This is a genomic window from Marinobacter daepoensis DSM 16072 (assembly GCF_000421165.1).
GTDB classification, from domain to species: Bacteria; Pseudomonadota; Gammaproteobacteria; order Pseudomonadales; family Oleiphilaceae; genus Marinobacter; species Marinobacter daepoensis.
In genome coordinates this window covers 1-15,560 of record NZ_ATWI01000003.1, presented here as the reverse complement: position 1 = coordinate 15,560, position 15,560 = coordinate 1, and the positions used below count along the sequence as shown (strand labels likewise).

Sequence of the window (15,560 nt, the reverse complement as noted above, 5' to 3'; positions counted from 1 at the left end):
TCGCTCCGATCGCCATGGAAGATGGTCTGCGCTTCGCGATTCGTGAAGGTGGCCGTACCGTAGGTGCCGGCGTGGTTGCCAAGATCATCGAGTAACCTTCGGGTTGCTCGTTAGTTTGTTGCGCTGAGTTGTTTCGGTGCAGGCCAGTAGCTCAATTGGCAGAGCAGCGGTCTCCAAAACCGCAGGTTGGGGGTTCGATTCCCTCCTGGCCTGCCATTTTTCAACATCCGGATACATAAGTTGATTCCTATGGAGTCAAAAGTCGTTCAGTCAGCCAGCCGTTTCGATGCAATGAAGTGGCTGGTTGTTTTTGTTCTGGTTGCCGTAGGTGTTGTGGGTAACCAGTATTTTAGTGCCGAGTCTGTGCTGTATCGCGTTCTGGCCCTTGTGGGGTTGGGGCTCGTTGCCGCATTTGTTGCGCTGCAAACGGATCGTGGTCGTCGTTTTGCCACGCTTTTGAAGGAAGCGCGCGTAGAGATCCGGAAAGTCGTCTGGCCCACCAGGCCTGAGCTGGTTCAGACCACCATTATCGTTGTGGTGTTTGTTCTTGTGTTGGCTCTGATTCTGTGGGGCATGGATTCGCTGATCAGCTGGCTGGTCGCCGGCTTCATCGGTTAACGGGAGTGGGCAATGGCTAAGCGCTGGTACGTTGTACATGCGTATTCTGGCTTTGAAAAGCATGTAATGCGCACTCTTAAAGAGCGTGTGGCGCTCGAGGGTATGGAAGATCAGTTCGGCGAGATCCTCGTTCCGACCGAGGAAGTCGTTGAGATGCGTGACGGGAAAAAGCGCAAGAGTGAGCGAAAGTTTTATCCTGGGTACGTTTTGGTTCAGATGGAAATGGACGACGCTACCTGGCATCTGGTTAAGAACACGCCCAGAGTGCTTGGTTTTATTGGTGGAACCAAGGATAAGCCTGCACCAATCACCGAGCGTGAAGCAGAGGCTATTTTACGTCGCGTTGAGAGTGGCGCCGACAAGCCTAAGCCGAAAACGCTGTTTGAGCCCGGAGAAATTGTTCGCGTTATTGAAGGTCCGTTCGCAGACTTTAATGGCGTGGTTGAAGAAGTCGACTACGAGAAGAGTCGGGTTAAGGTTGCGGTTCTGATTTTTGGTCGATCCACTCCGGTAGAGCTGGAGTTTGGTCAGGTCGAAAAGGACTGAAAGTAGCCTTTAAGTTTTAGAGCTCGCGCGCCGTGGCGCCGCGGGCTTTTTGTGTCTGCTATATGCAGGTTGTAATCGGGGAGCCGAAAGGCGCAAGAACCCATAGGAGAATTATCATGGCGAAGAAAATCGAAGCGTACATCAAGCTTCAGGTTGCTGCCGGTCAGGCCAACCCAAGTCCCCCCGTTGGTCCTGCTCTGGGTCAGCGCGGTGTAAATATTATGGAATTCTGTAAAGCCTTCAATGCCAAAACTCAAGGCATGGAGCCAGGGCTGCCGATTCCTACTGTTATCACCGTCTACGCTGATCGCAGCTTCACTTTTGTAACCAAGACTCCACCTGCGCCAGTCCTGCTGAAAAAAGCAGCCGGTGTCAAGAGTGGTTCTGGTCGCCCCAATACTGAGAAGGTGGGTACTGTTACCCGCGCTCAGCTTGAAGAGATTGCCAAGACCAAAGAGCCGGATCTGACAGCTGCCGATATGGAAGCTGCGGTTCGTACCATTGCCGGAACTGCCCGTAGCATGGGCCTGAACGTGGAGGGTCTGTAAGATGGCAAATCTGAGCAAGCGTCAGAAGCTTATTCGTGAAAAAGTTGACTCTACCCGTGCCTATTCCATCGATGAGGCTGTAGCGTTGCTGGCTGAACTGGGTCAGAGCGTTAAGTTCAAAGAGTCTGTTGATGTGGCCGTCAACCTTGGTGTTGATGCTCGTAAATCAGACCAGGTCGTTCGTAGTAGCACCGTTCTGCCTCATGGAACCGGTAAGAGCGTTCGGGTTGCCGTGTTTACCCAGGGCGCCAATGCTGAGAAAGCCGCCGCTGCGGGTGCTGACATTGTTGGTATGGATGATCTGGCTGACGAAGTCAAAAAAGGCAACATGGATTTCGACGTAGTGATTGCCACCCCTGATGCAATGCGTGTCGTTGGTCAGCTGGGTCAGATTCTGGGGCCTCGTGGCCTGATGCCAAACCCGAAGGTAGGCACAGTAACGGCTGACGTTGAAACTGCGGTCAAAAACGCGAAAGCGGGTCAGGTTCGTTACCGGACTGACAAGAACGGTATCATCCATGCTCCGCTGGGTAATGTTGAGTTTACTGCACAGAACATCAGGGAAAACCTTGAAGCTCTGATTGCAGACCTGAAAAAGGCCAAGCCGGCTTCGTCCAAGGGTGTGTATCTGAAGAAGATCACTGTCTCTTCGACCATGGGCCCTGGCCTGACTATCGATCAGGGTACTCTGAGCATCTGAGGCTCTGAGCGGTAGTTACTTTGTAGTCTGGGCGGAAGCCAAGGCTGTCAAAGACCGCAGGCCCCTGAGGCGCCCTTTCCAGGCGCCAAAAGGGTTAAAGCAACGCCTGCGCAGACGGTGTGAAGACGTTCTCTCTGAACCCTAACACCGTTAGGAGCCCCGCAAGGGGTATAGATGGGTTTGCTGGGTTGACCAGCGAAATCGAGGAGAAAACCAGTGGCAATTAGACTCGAAGACAAGAAAGCGATCGTCGCTGAAGTCAACGAGACTGCTGGTACTGCTCTGTCTGTGGTTTTGGCTGACTACCGTGGTGTCACTTCTGGTGACATGACGGCGCTGCGTGCCAAGGCTCGTGCCGAAAATGTGCGTCTGAAGGTTGTACGTAACAACCTGGCGAAGATCGCAATTCGTGGTACCGAGTTCGAGTGCATTGATCCGGCGCTGGTTGGTCCGACCATTCTGGCTTTCTCAATGGAAGATCCGGGCGCGGCTGCGCGCTTGCTGAAGGATTTTGCAAAAGAGAAAGAGGCGTTTGAGATCAAGGGTCTGGCTGTCGGCGGTGAGCTGATGGGCGCAGAACAGATCGATCGCCTGGCCACGCTGCCGACGCTGCACGAAGCGTTGACCAAGCTGGCTATTGTTACACAGGCACCAGTTACCAAGCTCGCACGTACTCTGAACGATATTCCGGGCAGAATTACACGTGTAGTAGCTGCAGTCCGCGACCAGAAGCAAGAAGCTGCTTGATTCTGTTGAACACCATTTTTTACATTTTCGGAGAAAGTCATGGCTCTGTCTAAAGACGATATTTTGAATGCAATTGCTGAAATGAGCGTAATGGAAGTTGTTGAGCTCGTTGAAGCTATGGAAGAAAAGTTCGGCGTATCTGCCGCTGCTGCTGTTGCTGCTGCTCCTGCAGCTGGTGCTGGCGATGCTGCTGCTGCTGAAGAGAAGACCGAATTTGACGTTGTTCTGACCGGTGCTGGTGAGAAGAAAGTAAACGTTATCAAGGCTGTTCGTGAACTGACAGGCCTGGGTCTGAAAGAAGCCAAGGAAATGGTTGACGGCGCTCCTTCCACTGTTAAGGAAGCTGCAAGCAAGGACGAGGCTGAAGAAGCCAAGAAGAAGCTTGAGGAAGCAGGCGCTTCTGTTGAGCTCAAGTAAGAGTCGGCTGTTGATCGACACCGTGCATTAAGCACGGACGGGCTGGTGGCTTTACGCCACCGGCCTTTTTCTGTTGTATATGCTATAGAGTCTGGTGTGCAATTGCAGGTTGATGTCAGGTCTATAACCTACAGCCAGAGTCTTGTTCAAGACGGCGCGATAAGCCGAGCAATTCGGCCCCGAAGCAGAACATTTGATTGCTTCTTGATACCAGGTATCAAGTCTAAAGCTGGGGAATGCAGATGACTTACTCCTACACTGAGAAAAAACGGATTCGCAAAGACTTTAGTAAATTGCCTTCCGTGATGGACGTCCCCTATTTGCTGTCTATTCAGCTGGATTCGTTCCGGGACTTCCTCCAAATGGAAGCCGCTCCTGAAGACCGCCGGGAAACCGGTCTTCATGCAGCATTCAAATCCGTATTCCCGATTGTCAGTTACTCTGGCAACGCCGCGCTCGAGTATGTGAGCTATCGAATCGGCGAGCCGGTGTTCGACGTCAAGGAATGTCAGCTCAGGGGCGTTACATACGCCGCGCCGCTACGGGTAAAGGTCCGCCTGATCATTTATGATAAGGAATCGTCCAACAAGGCGATTAAGGACATCAAAGAGCAAGAAGTGTACATGGGCGAGATGCCCCTGATGACCGAGAACGGTACCTTTGTTGTTAACGGTACCGAGCGCGTTATAGTTTCCCAGCTCCACCGTTCACCTGGTGTGTTCTTTGATCATGACAAGGGCAAGACCCACTCTTCCGGCAAGCTGCTCTATTCGGCGCGGGTCATTCCTTACCGTGGTTCCTGGCTGGACTTCGAGTTCGATCCGAAAGATTCCGTGTTCGTTCGTATCGACCGTCGCCGAAAGCTTCCGGCTTCTATTCTTCTGCGTGCGCTGGGGTACACGTCGGAGCAAATGCTCGACATGTTCTTTGAGACCAGCAGATTCTCACTGGGTGCAGAGGTATGTAAGCTGGAGCTGGTGCCTAGCCGTCTCCGTGGCGATATTGCGACGTTTGATATCAAGGACAATGACGGTGGCGTGATTGTTGAAGAAGGTCGCCGTGTCACTGCTCGTCACATCAAGCAGCTTGAGAAAGCCGGTATTACCGAGCTGGAAGTCCCGACCGAGTATCTCTACGGTCGTGTCCTGGCCAAGGATATGATCGATCAGTCCACTGGTGAAGTGCTGGTGGAGTGTAACACCGAGCTGACAGAAGACGTTGTTACCAAAGTTCTCGATGCTGGCGTTGCAGAAATCGAAACGCTTTATACCAACGACCTGGATTGCGGGCCCTTCATGTCCGATACCTTGCGTATCGACCCGACTCGCACACCGCTGGAAGCGTTGGTGGAAATTTACCGCATGATGCGCCCGGGCGAGCCGCCCACCAAGGAATCTGCGGAGAATCTGTTCAACAACCTGTTCTTCTCTGACGAGCGCTATGACTTGTCCGGCGTTGGCCGGATGAAGCTCAACCGTCGCCTGGGTCGGGAAGAAAGCACGGGTGAAGGCACGCTGACGCACGAAGACATCATCGATGTGCTGAAAACCCTGATCGCGATCCGAAATGGTCAGGGGCAGGTGGATGACATTGATAACCTGGGCAACCGTCGTGTGCGTTGTGTTGGTGAAATGGCAGAGAACCAGTTCCGTGTTGGTCTGGTGCGTGTAGAGCGTGCTGTCCGCGAGCGCCTCAGCCTGGCGGAAAGCGAAGGCCTGATGCCGCAGGATCTGATCAACGCCAAGCCGGTTGCGGCCGCAGTGAAGGAGTTCTTCGGTTCCAGTCAGTTGTCACAGTTCATGGACCAGAACAACCCTCTGTCAGAAGTCACTCACAAGCGCCGTATCTCGGCGTTGGGCCCTGGTGGTCTGACTCGCGAGCGAGCGGGCTTTGAGGTTCGGGACGTACATCCGACCCACTACGGTCGAGTGTGTCCGATCGAGACTCCGGAAGGTCCGAACATCGGTCTGATCAACTCTCTGGCAACCTATGCCCGCTCCAATTTCTACGGATTCCTTGAGAGCCCGTACCGTAAGGTGGTCGAGGGGGTTGTTACGGATGAGCTGGTGTATCTCTCTGCGATTGAAGAGAGTAACTACGTCATCGCTCAGGCCAGTGCTGCGACGGATGAAGGTAAGCGTCTGACCGACGAGCTGGTTACCGTTCGTCATCAGAACGAATTTACTGTTGCACCGCCAGAGGCGGTCAACTTCATGGACGTTTCGCCGCGCCAGGTTGTGTCTGTTGCTGCGTCTCTGATCCCGTTCCTGGAGCATGATGATGCTAACCGGGCTCTGATGGGCGCGAACATGCAGCGTCAGGCCGTACCGACGCTGAAATCGCAGGTTCCCCTGGTGGGAACTGGTGTTGAGCGCACCGTTGCGCAGGACTCCGGTGTGTGTGTGACGGCTCGTCGAGGTGGTGTGATTGAGAGCGTCGACGCAGCTCGTATCGTGGTTCGTGTGAACAACGAGGAAACGGCTGCCGGTGACGCCGGTGTGGATATCTACAACCTCACCAAGTACACCCGTTCAAACCAGAACACCTGCATCAACCAGCGCTCCATCGTGCGCCAGGGTGATGTGGTTGCCCGTGGTGACGTACTGGCGGACGGTCCTTCAGTTGATTTGGGTGAGCTGGCTCTTGGGCAGAACATGCGCATCGCCTTCATGCCCTGGAATGGTTACAACTTTGAGGATTCCATCCTCATTTCCGAGAAGGTGGTTCAGGAAGATCGCCTGACAACCATTCACATCCAGGAACTGACCTGTGTGGCTCGGGACACGAAACTGGGTAGCGAAGAAATCACTGCGGATATTCCGAACGTTGGTGAAAGTGCGCTGTCCAAGCTGGACGAAGCGGGTATCGTCTACATCGGTGCCGAAGTGGGCCCCGGCGATATTCTGGTTGGCAAGGTGACGCCAAAAGGCGAGACCCAGCTGACGCCGGAAGAAAAGCTGCTGCGCGCGATCTTTGGTGAGAAGGCATCCGACGTTAAGGATACGTCCCAGCGTGTGCCTACAGGCACTCGCGGCACGGTTATTGACGTTCAGGTGTTCACCCGTGACGGTATTGAAAAAGATGCCAGGGCTCTGTCTATTGAGAAAGAGCAACTGGATAAGTACCGCAAGGATCTGAAAGACGAATATCGCATCGTTGAAGGCGCGACCTATGAGCGCCTTATGTCTGCGCTGAACGGACAGGAAGTTATCAGCGGACCGGGCATGAAGAAAGGGGCTAATCTCGACGAGTCTTACCTGGCCGAGCTGCCGCGTCCGGACTGGTTCAAGCTGCGGATGAAAGACGAAGCGTTGAACGAGTTGCTGGAGAAGTCAGAGCAGGGTCTGGAAGAACGTAAGAAAGAGCATGAAGCGCGCTTCGAAGACAAGAAGGGTAAGCTTCAGCAGGGCGATGACCTGGCTCCTGGTGTACTCAAAATCGTCAAGGTTTACCTTGCCATCAAGCGTCGTATTCAGCCGGGCGACAAAATGGCGGGTCGCCATGGTAACAAGGGTGTTATCTCTGCGGTTATGCCGATTGAGGATATGCCTTACGATGAGTTTGGTAACACCGTCGATATCGTTCTCAACCCGCTGGGTGTTCCTTCGCGGATGAACGTTGGTCAGGTGCTTGAGACCCACCTGGGTGCTGCTGCTAAAGGCCTGGGCGAGAAAATCAGCCGTATGCTGGATGAGCAGCGGAAGATTGCCGAGCTGCGTCAGCTGCTGGACGAGATCTACAATCACTCCGATGAGGTGTTCAAGGTCGACTTGGATAGCCTGAGTGACAAAGAGATCGTCGAACTGTGTAACAACCTGCGTAGCGGTGTGCCGATGGCAACACCGGTCTTCGACGGGGCCAAAGAGGCCGAGGTCAAGCGGATGCTTGAGTTGGCGGATCTGGATACCAGTGGGCAGACGAGGCTCTTCGATGGTCGAACCGGCGATGCATTTGACCGCCCGGTGACAGTGGGCTACATGTACATGCTCAAGCTGAACCACCTGATCGATGACAAGATGCACGCTCGTTCCACCGGTTCCTACAGCCTGGTTACCCAGCAGCCGCTGGGTGGTAAGGCGCAGTTCGGTGGACAGCGCTTCGGTGAGATGGAAGTCTGGGCTCTGGAGGCGTATGGCGCGGCCTACACCCTCCAGGAAATGCTCACCGTCAAGTCTGACGACGTAAACGGTCGGACCAAGATGTACAAGAACATTGTCGATGGCGATCATCGGATGGAGCCGGGGATGCCCGAGTCCTTCAACGTTCTTGTCAAGGAAATCCGCTCGTTGGGTATCGACATCGAGCTGGAATCCGAGTGAGCCGAATTGTTTTTGGCAGCGTGAGCGGGTACAGACTGTGCCCGCCCGAGATTAACGCCATCCGGAGCTTTTACTGATGAAAGATTTGCTGAATCTTCTCAAGAGCCAGAATCAGAGTAAGGAATTCGACGCCATTCGCATTGGCCTCGCGTCACCTGACATGATTCGTTCCTGGTCTTTTGGTGAAGTTAAAAAGCCTGAGACCATCAACTACCGTACCTTCAAGCCGGAGCGTGACGGTCTTTTCTGCGCCAAGATCTTCGGCCCGATCAAAGACTACGAGTGCCTGTGCGGAAAATACAAGCGCCTCAAGCACCGCGGTGTCATTTGTGAGAAGTGTGGCGTTGAGGTTGCACTGGCAAGCGTTCGTCGTGACCGCATGGGCCACATTGAACTGGCGAGCCCGGTTGCCCACATTTGGTTCCTGAAGTCACTGCCGTCCCGCATTGGTCTGATGCTGGACATGACCCTGCGTGATATCGAGCGGGTTCTGTACTTCGAGAGCTTTATTGTTATCGATCCGGGCATGACCACCTTGGAGAAGGGGCAGCTGCTGAACGATGAGCAGTATTATGAAGCCCTGGAAGAGTTTGGCGACGAGTTCGATGCCCGCATGGGTGCAGAAGCCGTCAAGCAGTTGCTGGAAGACATTGATCTGCAAGCCGAAGTTGACGCGCTGCGCGAAGAGATTCCGCAGACCAACTCTGAAACCAAGATCAAGAAATTCAGCAAGCGCCTGAAAATTTTGGAGGCGTTCCTGTATTCCGGTAACAAGCCGGGCGACATGGTAATGACCGTGCTGCCGGTTCTGCCGCCGGATCTGCGCCCGCTGGTGCCTCTGGATGGCGGCCGTTTTGCCACCTCCGACCTTAACGACCTGTACCGTCGGGTGATCAACCGGAACAACCGTCTCAAGCGCCTGCTGGAGCTGAATGCTCCGGACATCATCGTACGTAACGAGAAGCGGATGTTGCAGGAAGCTGTGGATGCCCTGCTGGACAACGGCCGCCGTGGCCGTGCCATCACCGGCACCAACAAGCGCCCGCTGAAGTCTCTGGCTGACATGATCAAAGGTAAGCAGGGTCGCTTCCGTCAGAACCTGCTGGGTAAGCGTGTCGACTACTCTGGCCGTTCAGTGATCGTGGTTGGGCCGTACCTGCGTCTGCATCAGTGCGGTCTGCCTAAGAAGATGGCCCTGGAACTGTTCAAGCCGTTCATTTTCTCCAAGCTTGAGCATCGTGGCCTGGCGACGACCATCAAGGCCGCCAAGAAAATGGTCGAGCGTGAGGAAGGCGTGGTCTGGGATATCCTGGACGAGGTCATCCGTGAGCATCCGATCCTGCTGAACCGGGCGCCGACCCTGCACCGTCTGGGTATCCAGGCATTCGAACCGGTTCTGATCGAAGGTAAGGCGATTCAGTTGCACCCGCTGGTGTGTGCGGCCTACAACGCCGACTTTGACGGTGACCAGATGGCGGTGCACGTGCCGCTGACCCTGGAAGCTCAGCTTGAAGCCCGTGCGTTGATGATGTCTACCAACAACGTACTGTCGCCCGCTAACGGCGAGCCGATTATTGTCCCGTCACAGGACGTGGTATTGGGCTTGTACTACATGACCCGTGAGCGCCATGCCGCTACCGGTGAGGGTATGGTCTTCGCTGACGTTAAAGAAGCTCATCGTGCGTACGGGGCGGGGCAGGTTGATCTGCAGGCCAGTGTGAAGGTGCGTGTCAGGGAAGTCGCGATTGATGAGGATGGGGCTCGTACCGAGAGTTTCCGGATCGTCGAGACGACGGTTGGCCGGGCGCTGCTATATGACATCGTGCCCGATGGCTTGCCGTTTGAGATCGTCAACAAACCGATGGTCAAAAAGGCAATTTCCAACCTGATCAACACCTGTTACCGGGATGCAGGTCTGAAAGATACAGTTATCTTTGCAGACCAGCTGATGTATATGGGTTACCACTATGCGACCCGTTCCGGCATCTCCATTGGTTTCAACGACTTTGAAATTCCGCCAGAGAAGTACGAGCTGGTTGATGCGGCGTCTGACGAAGTTAAAGACATCGAAAACCAGTACGCGTCCGGTCTTCTGACGCAGGGCGAAAAGTACAACAAGGTTATTGATATCTGGTCCCGCGCTAACGACAAAGTGTCGAAGGCGATGATGGAGCGGTTGTCCAAGGAGCAGGTAATTGGCCCGGATGGCCAGCCCGTTAAGACGGAAGACGGCGAAGACCTGATGCAGGAGTCTTTCAACTCCGTTTACATGATGGCTGACTCCGGTGCCCGGGGTTCTGCGGCTCAGATTCGTCAGTTGTCCGGTATGCGTGGTCTGATGGCCAAGCCGGACGGCTCGATCATCGAGACGCCGATCACCGCGAACTTCCGTGAGGGTCTGAACGTACTGCAGTACTTTATCTCGACCCACGGTGCTCGTAAGGGTCTGGCGGATACCGCTCTGAAGACGGCGAACTCTGGTTATCTGACTCGCCGTCTGGTTGATGTTTCTCAGGACCTGGTCGTCACCGAAGAAGATTGTGGAACCGGTGAAGGCCTGTTGATGACGCCGCACATTGAGGGTGGTGACGTTGTTGTACCGCTGGGTGATCGGGTTCTGGGGCGTGTAACGGCACGGGATGTCTTTACGCCGACTGATAAAGATAACGCAGTCGTTCCGGCCGGCACTCTGCTCGATGAGAAAACCGTCGAAATGGTTGAGCGCGCCGGTGTGGATGAAATCTGGGTGCGCTCTGCGATCACCTGTGACACCCGCCACGGTATCTGTTCCAAGTGTTACGGCCGCGATCTGGCTCGTGGTCACCAGGTGAACGTCGGTGAGGCTGTCGGTGTTATTGCGGCACAGTCCATCGGTGAGCCGGGCACGCAGTTGACGATGCGGACCTTCCACATCGGTGGTGCGGCGAGCCGGGCTTCAGCGGTGGATAACATCCAGGTCAAGCATGGCGGTACTGTCCGTCTGCATAACCTTAAGTCCATTGAAAAGACTGACGGTTCTCTGGTGGTGGTCTCCCGTTCCTCTGCGTTGGCCATTGCCGATGAGCAGGGTCGTGAGCGCGAGTGGTACAAGCTGCCGTATGGTGCTGTGCTGTCTGTGAAGAACGGTGACCTTGTAGAGGCTGGTGTTGTGGTTGCCAAGTGGGACCCGCATACACACCCAATCATCGCGGAAGCGAAGGGCACCGCCAAGTTTGTCAACATGGAAGAGGGCATCACGGTCCGCACCCAGGCTGATGAACTTACCGGTCTGTCGACCATGGAAGTGATCGACCCGAAAGAGCGTCCGGCGGCTGGTAAGGACATTCGTCCGGCGATTCAGTTGGTCGACGAGGTGGGAGAAGAAGTGGATCTGCCTGGCGGTGGCGCCGCGATCTTCTTCCTGCCCGCGAACGCGCTGGTCACCATGGCGAACGGTGCGAAGATCGAGCTGGGCGATGTCGTTGCCCGTATTCCTCAGGAAAGCTCGAAAACGCGGGATATTACCGGTGGTCTGCCGCGGGTTGCGGATCTGTTCGAGGCTCGTCGCCCGAAAGAGTCTGCGATTTTGGCAGAGATCAGTGGTGTGGTGTCGTTTGGTAAAGAGACCAAGGGTAAGAAGCGCCTGGTTATTACGCCGAAGGATGATGATGCGTATGAGGTGTTGATTCCGAAGCATCGTCAGCTCAACGTGTTCGAAGGTGAAACCGTAGAAAAGGGTGAGGTTATCTCCGACGGACCGTCTAACCCGCATGATATTTTGCGGTTGTTGGGCGTCGTGGAGCTCGCCAAGTACATCACCAACGAGATTCAGGATGTTTATCGCCTGCAGGGCGTTGTCATCAACGATAAACATATTGAAGTTATCGTGCGACAGATGCTGCGCAAGGTGGAAATCACGGACCCGGGTGACACGACGCTGCTGTCTGGTGACCAGGTGGAAATCACTCAGGTGATTGAAGAGAATGACAAAGCGAACGCGGCAGACAAAGAACCTGCCAGATTCGAACGTCTGCTGCTGGGTATCACCAAGGCATCGCTGGCCACAGAGTCCTTTATCTCTGCGGCTTCTTTCCAGGAAACCACACGGGTTCTGACCGAAGGTGCGGTGACTGGCAAGCGCGATTATCTGCGTGGTCTGAAAGAGAACGTGGTGGTAGGTCGTCTGATTCCGGCCGGTACCGGGTTGGCTTACCATAACGAACGCCGTCGCAAGCGTGACCTAGAAGAGCAGGGCGTTACTGCAGCTGACGTTGAAGAAGCTCTGAGTGCCGAGCTCAACCGCGAAAGCTGAGTTGTGGCACGCCGCCCTCGGGATAGATACCTATGCCGAGGGTGGTTAAAAAGAGATCAGTCATCTTGACTGACTTGGGGTGCGGGCTTAAACTTGCGTCCCTTAAATTTTACCCCCTTCATTGGGGGTAAGTTACATTGGTATGGTTTTTTGGAGTTTGCTTACATGGCAACGATTAATCAGTTGGTGCGTAAGCCTCGTAAGCGCAAGGTAGACCAGAGCGACGTTCCCGCGCTCCAGGCCTGTCCTCAGCGCCGTGGTGTGTGCACTCGTGTGTACACCACAACGCCGAAGAAGCCGAACTCAGCACTGCGTAAAGTGTGTCGTGTTCGTCTGACCAACGGCTACGAGGTTTCCTCATACATTGGTGGTGAAGGTCATAACCTTCAGGAGCACAGTGTTGTGCTGATCCGTGGTGGTCGAGTAAAAGACCTTCCGGGTGTGCGCTACCACACTGTTCGCGGTACGTTGGATACCCAGGGTGTTCAGAACCGTAAGCAGGGCCGCTCCAAGTACGGTGCAAAACGACCCAAGTCCTGATGTCCCGAGCGGGTGCCTTTTATCGTTGCTTGTAAGAACGGTAAGAGTAAGGCTGAGTAGTCAGTGGCTATCTCAGGGTTCCTGAAGACCTTTTTGATATAAGGGCTTATCGATGCCTAGAAGAAGAGTTGCAGCAAAGCGGGAAATCATTCCCGATCCTAAGTTCGGCAGTGCACGTCTTGCCAAGTTCATCAACCACGTGATGGAAAGCGGCAAGAAAGCGGTTGCGGAGCGCATTGTTTACGGCGCACTTGAGATTGTTGCCGAAAAATCCAAGGAAGAGCCGATCGACATGTTCGAAAAGGCCCTGGAGAACATCCAGCCGATGGTCGAGGTTAAGTCCCGTCGTGTGGGTGGTGCTACCTACCAGGTGCCCGTAGAAGTACGGCCTTCCCGTCAGAACGCGCTGGCAATGCGCTGGCTCGTTGAATACTCACGGAAGCGCGGTGAGAAAAGCATGGCGCAGCGCCTTGCTGGTGAAATCCTTGATGCTGTAGAGAGCAAGGGTGCGGCAGTTAAGAAGCGTGAAGACGTCCATCGTATGGCAGAAGCCAACAAGGCCTTCTCTCATTTCCGTTTCTAAACAGCCGAGGTTTAAACAGTGGCACGAAAGACTCCGATCAAACGTTACAGAAACATTGGTATCTGTGCGCACGTTGATGCAGGCAAGACCACAACGACTGAGCGTATTCTTTACTACACCGGTCGTAACCACAAGATGGGTGAAACCCATGATGGTGCATCAACCACTGACTGGATGGAGCAGGAGCAGGAGCGTGGTATCACCATCACCTCTGCAGCTGTCACCACCTTCTGGCAGGGCATGGACAAGCAGTTTCCTGAGCATCGGGTAAACATCATCGACACCCCGGGCCACGTTGACTTTACCATTGAGGTAGAGCGTTCTCTGCGTGTTCTGGATGGTGCTGTGGTCGTTTTCTGCGGTTCTTCTGGTGTGGAGCCTCAGTCTGAGACTGTGTGGCGTCAGGCCAACAAGTATGAAGTGCCGCGCATGGTGTTCGTCAATAAGATGGACCGTGCTGGTGCGGACTTCCTGCGTGTTGTTGCTCAGATCAAGGACCGCCTGGGTGCTACCCCGGTTCCTTTGCAATTGCCGATTGGCGCGGAAGACGACTTTGAGGGTGTGGTTGACCTGCTTCGCATGAAGGCGATTCGCTGGAATGACGAAGATTTGGGCATGAGCTACGACGAGAGCGAAGTTCCGGCGGACATGGTCGACGAAGTCAACCTGTACCGCGAGCAGTTGGTTGAGGCAGCGGCCGAAGCCAACGAAGAGCTCATGGAAAAGTACCTTGAAGGCGGTGAGCTGAGCCTGGAAGAAATTAAGGCCGGTCTGCGCGCACGTACCCTGGCTAACGAAATCGTTCCGGCCTGCTGTGGTACGGCGTTCAAGAACAAGGGTGTTCCTGCGGTTCTGGATGCGGTTATCGAATTCCTGCCGGCGCCGGACGAAGTTAAGGCGATCCGTGGTGAAGTTGATGACGAAGGTACCGAGGAAACTCGTCCGGTTGATGATGATGCGCCATTTGCTGCTTTGGCGTTCAAAATCGCCACTGACCCGTTTGTTGGCTCACTGACCTTCTTCCGGGTGTATTCCGGTAAGCTTGAGTCTGGTAACGCGGTTTATAACTCGGTTAAAGGTAAGAAAGAGCGTGTGGGCCGTATGGTTCAGATGCATGCCAATGACCGGGAAGAAATCAAAGAAGTGCTTGCGGGCGATATTGCTGCGGCCATCGGCCTGAAAAACGTCACTACCGGGGACACTCTGTGTGACGAAAACAGCAAAATCATTCTGGAGCGGATGGAGTTCCCGGAGCCGGTTATCTCGGTTGCAGTCGAGCCAAAGTCCAAAGCGGACCAGGAAAAGATGGGTGTGGCGCTGGGCAAGTTGGCTCAGGAAGACCCTTCGTTCCGCGTTCGTACCGATGAAGAGTCTGGTCAGACCATCATCTCTGGTATGGGCGAGTTGCACCTGGATATTATCGTTGACCGTATGCGTCGCGAGTTTAAGGTTGAGGCGAACATTGGTAAGCCTCAGGTTGCTTATCGTGAGTGCATTCGCAAGCCGGTAGATGTCGAAGGTAAGTTCGTTCGTCAGTCTGGTGGTCGGGGTCAGTACGGTCACGTTAAAGTGAAGCTTGAGCCGCTGCCGCTGGATGTGGAAGATGCGGAAAACTTCATCTTCGTGAACGAGATCGTTGGTGGTGTGGTTCCGAAGGAATACATCCCGGCGGTTCAGCAGGGTATCTCTGAGCAGATGCAGAACGGCTGTCTGGCTGGCTATCCGTTGCTTGGCATTAAGGCGACTCTGTACGACGGCTCATATCACGACGTTGACTCCAACGAGATGGCGTTCAAAATCGCTGGTTCCATGGCGATGAAAAAGGGTGCTCTCGAAGCGAACCCGGCGCTGCTCGAGCCGATGATGAAGGTTGAGGTTGTCACTCCGGAAGACTACATGGGTGATGTTGTTGGCGACCTGAACCGTCGTCGCGGCGTGATTCAGGGTATGGATGATAATCCCGCTGGCAAGATCGTTCGTGCTGAAGTTCCGTTGTCGGAGATGTTCGGTTACGCCACCGATCTGCGTTCTGCAACGCAGGGTCGGGCGTCTTATGCGATGGAGTTCTCCCGCTACTCGGAAGCTCCTTCGAACATTGCCGAAGCGATCATTAAAAAGGGTTGATCCCAGGACTTAAGAAACAGGAAGAGGTGTAACCGTGTCTAAAGAAAAATTTGAACGCAGTAAGCCGCACGTAAACGTCGGCACCATCGGTCACGTTGACCATGGTAAGACCACTCTGACAGCTGCT

At 54.5% G+C, this 15,560-nt stretch carries 13 protein-coding genes and 1 tRNA gene; all 14 read left to right on the top strand.

The features are described 5' to 3' along the window. Nucleotides 1–95: EF-Tu C-terminal domain-related protein (locus K325_RS18320; protein WP_020411129.1), on the top strand; the 95-nt coding region annotated here is incomplete at its 5' end. A gap of 45 nt (nucleotides 96–140) precedes the next feature. Continuing rightward, nucleotides 141–216 (top strand) — tRNA-Trp (locus K325_RS0100445). A gap of 33 nt (nucleotides 217–249) precedes the next feature. After that, nucleotides 250–618, top strand: coding sequence for a preprotein translocase subunit SecE (secE, locus tag K325_RS0100440; protein WP_029652289.1), 369 nt, complete (start codon nucleotides 250–252; stop codon nucleotides 616–618). Between the two features lie 12 nt (nucleotides 619–630). Continuing rightward, the gene (nusG, locus tag K325_RS0100435) at nucleotides 631–1,164 is read left to right on the top strand and encodes a transcription termination/antitermination protein NusG (protein WP_029652288.1); all 534 of its coding nucleotides are present in this window, start codon (nucleotides 631–633) and stop codon (nucleotides 1,162–1,164) included. Between the two features lie 116 nt (nucleotides 1,165–1,280). Then, the gene (gene rplK / locus K325_RS0100430; RefSeq protein WP_029652287.1) at nucleotides 1,281–1,712 is read left to right on the top strand and encodes a 50S ribosomal protein L11; all 432 of its coding nucleotides are present in this window, start codon (nucleotides 1,281–1,283) and stop codon (nucleotides 1,710–1,712) included. Between the two features lies 1 nt (nucleotide 1,713). Continuing rightward, nucleotides 1,714–2,412 carry a 50S ribosomal protein L1 gene (gene rplA / locus K325_RS0100425; protein ID WP_029652286.1) on the top strand — a complete coding sequence of 233 codons (699 nt, stop codon included), beginning with the start codon at nucleotides 1,714–1,716 and terminating at the stop codon, nucleotides 2,410–2,412. 216 nt (nucleotides 2,413–2,628) lie between these two features. Continuing rightward, on the top strand, nucleotides 2,629–3,159 hold the full coding sequence (gene rplJ / locus K325_RS0100420; RefSeq protein ID WP_029652285.1) for a 50S ribosomal protein L10: 531 nt from the start codon (nucleotides 2,629–2,631) through the stop codon (nucleotides 3,157–3,159). A 39-nt stretch (nucleotides 3,160–3,198) separates the two neighbouring features. Then, a complete protein-coding gene (gene rplL, locus K325_RS0100415; RefSeq protein ID WP_029652284.1) occupies nucleotides 3,199–3,576 on the top strand; it encodes a 50S ribosomal protein L7/L12 in 378 nt (125 codons plus the stop codon). A gap of 242 nt (nucleotides 3,577–3,818) precedes the next feature. After that, complete coding sequence (gene rpoB, locus K325_RS0100410) at nucleotides 3,819–7,895, top strand: DNA-directed RNA polymerase subunit beta (protein WP_029652283.1); 4,077 nt, start codon at nucleotides 3,819–3,821, stop codon at nucleotides 7,893–7,895. 76 nt (nucleotides 7,896–7,971) lie between these two features. Further along, nucleotides 7,972–12,186 carry a DNA-directed RNA polymerase subunit beta' gene (gene rpoC / locus K325_RS0100405; RefSeq protein WP_029652282.1) on the top strand — a complete coding sequence of 1,405 codons (4,215 nt, stop codon included), beginning with the start codon at nucleotides 7,972–7,974 and terminating at the stop codon, nucleotides 12,184–12,186. A 165-nt stretch (nucleotides 12,187–12,351) separates the two neighbouring features. Continuing rightward, nucleotides 12,352–12,726, top strand: a complete 375-nt coding sequence (gene rpsL / locus K325_RS0100400; protein ID WP_029652281.1) for a 30S ribosomal protein S12 — start codon at nucleotides 12,352–12,354, stop codon at nucleotides 12,724–12,726. A 112-nt stretch (nucleotides 12,727–12,838) separates the two neighbouring features. Then, nucleotides 12,839–13,309, top strand: coding sequence for a 30S ribosomal protein S7 (gene rpsG, locus K325_RS0100395; protein WP_029652280.1), 471 nt, complete (start codon nucleotides 12,839–12,841; stop codon nucleotides 13,307–13,309). Between the two features lie 18 nt (nucleotides 13,310–13,327). Further along, nucleotides 13,328–15,433, top strand: a complete 2,106-nt coding sequence (gene fusA / locus K325_RS0100390; RefSeq protein WP_029652279.1) for an elongation factor G — start codon at nucleotides 13,328–13,330, stop codon at nucleotides 15,431–15,433. A 34-nt stretch (nucleotides 15,434–15,467) separates the two neighbouring features. Then, nucleotides 15,468–15,560 (top strand): GTP-binding protein (locus tag K325_RS18165; RefSeq protein WP_208107646.1); only part of this gene is annotated, 93 nt, incomplete at its 3' end.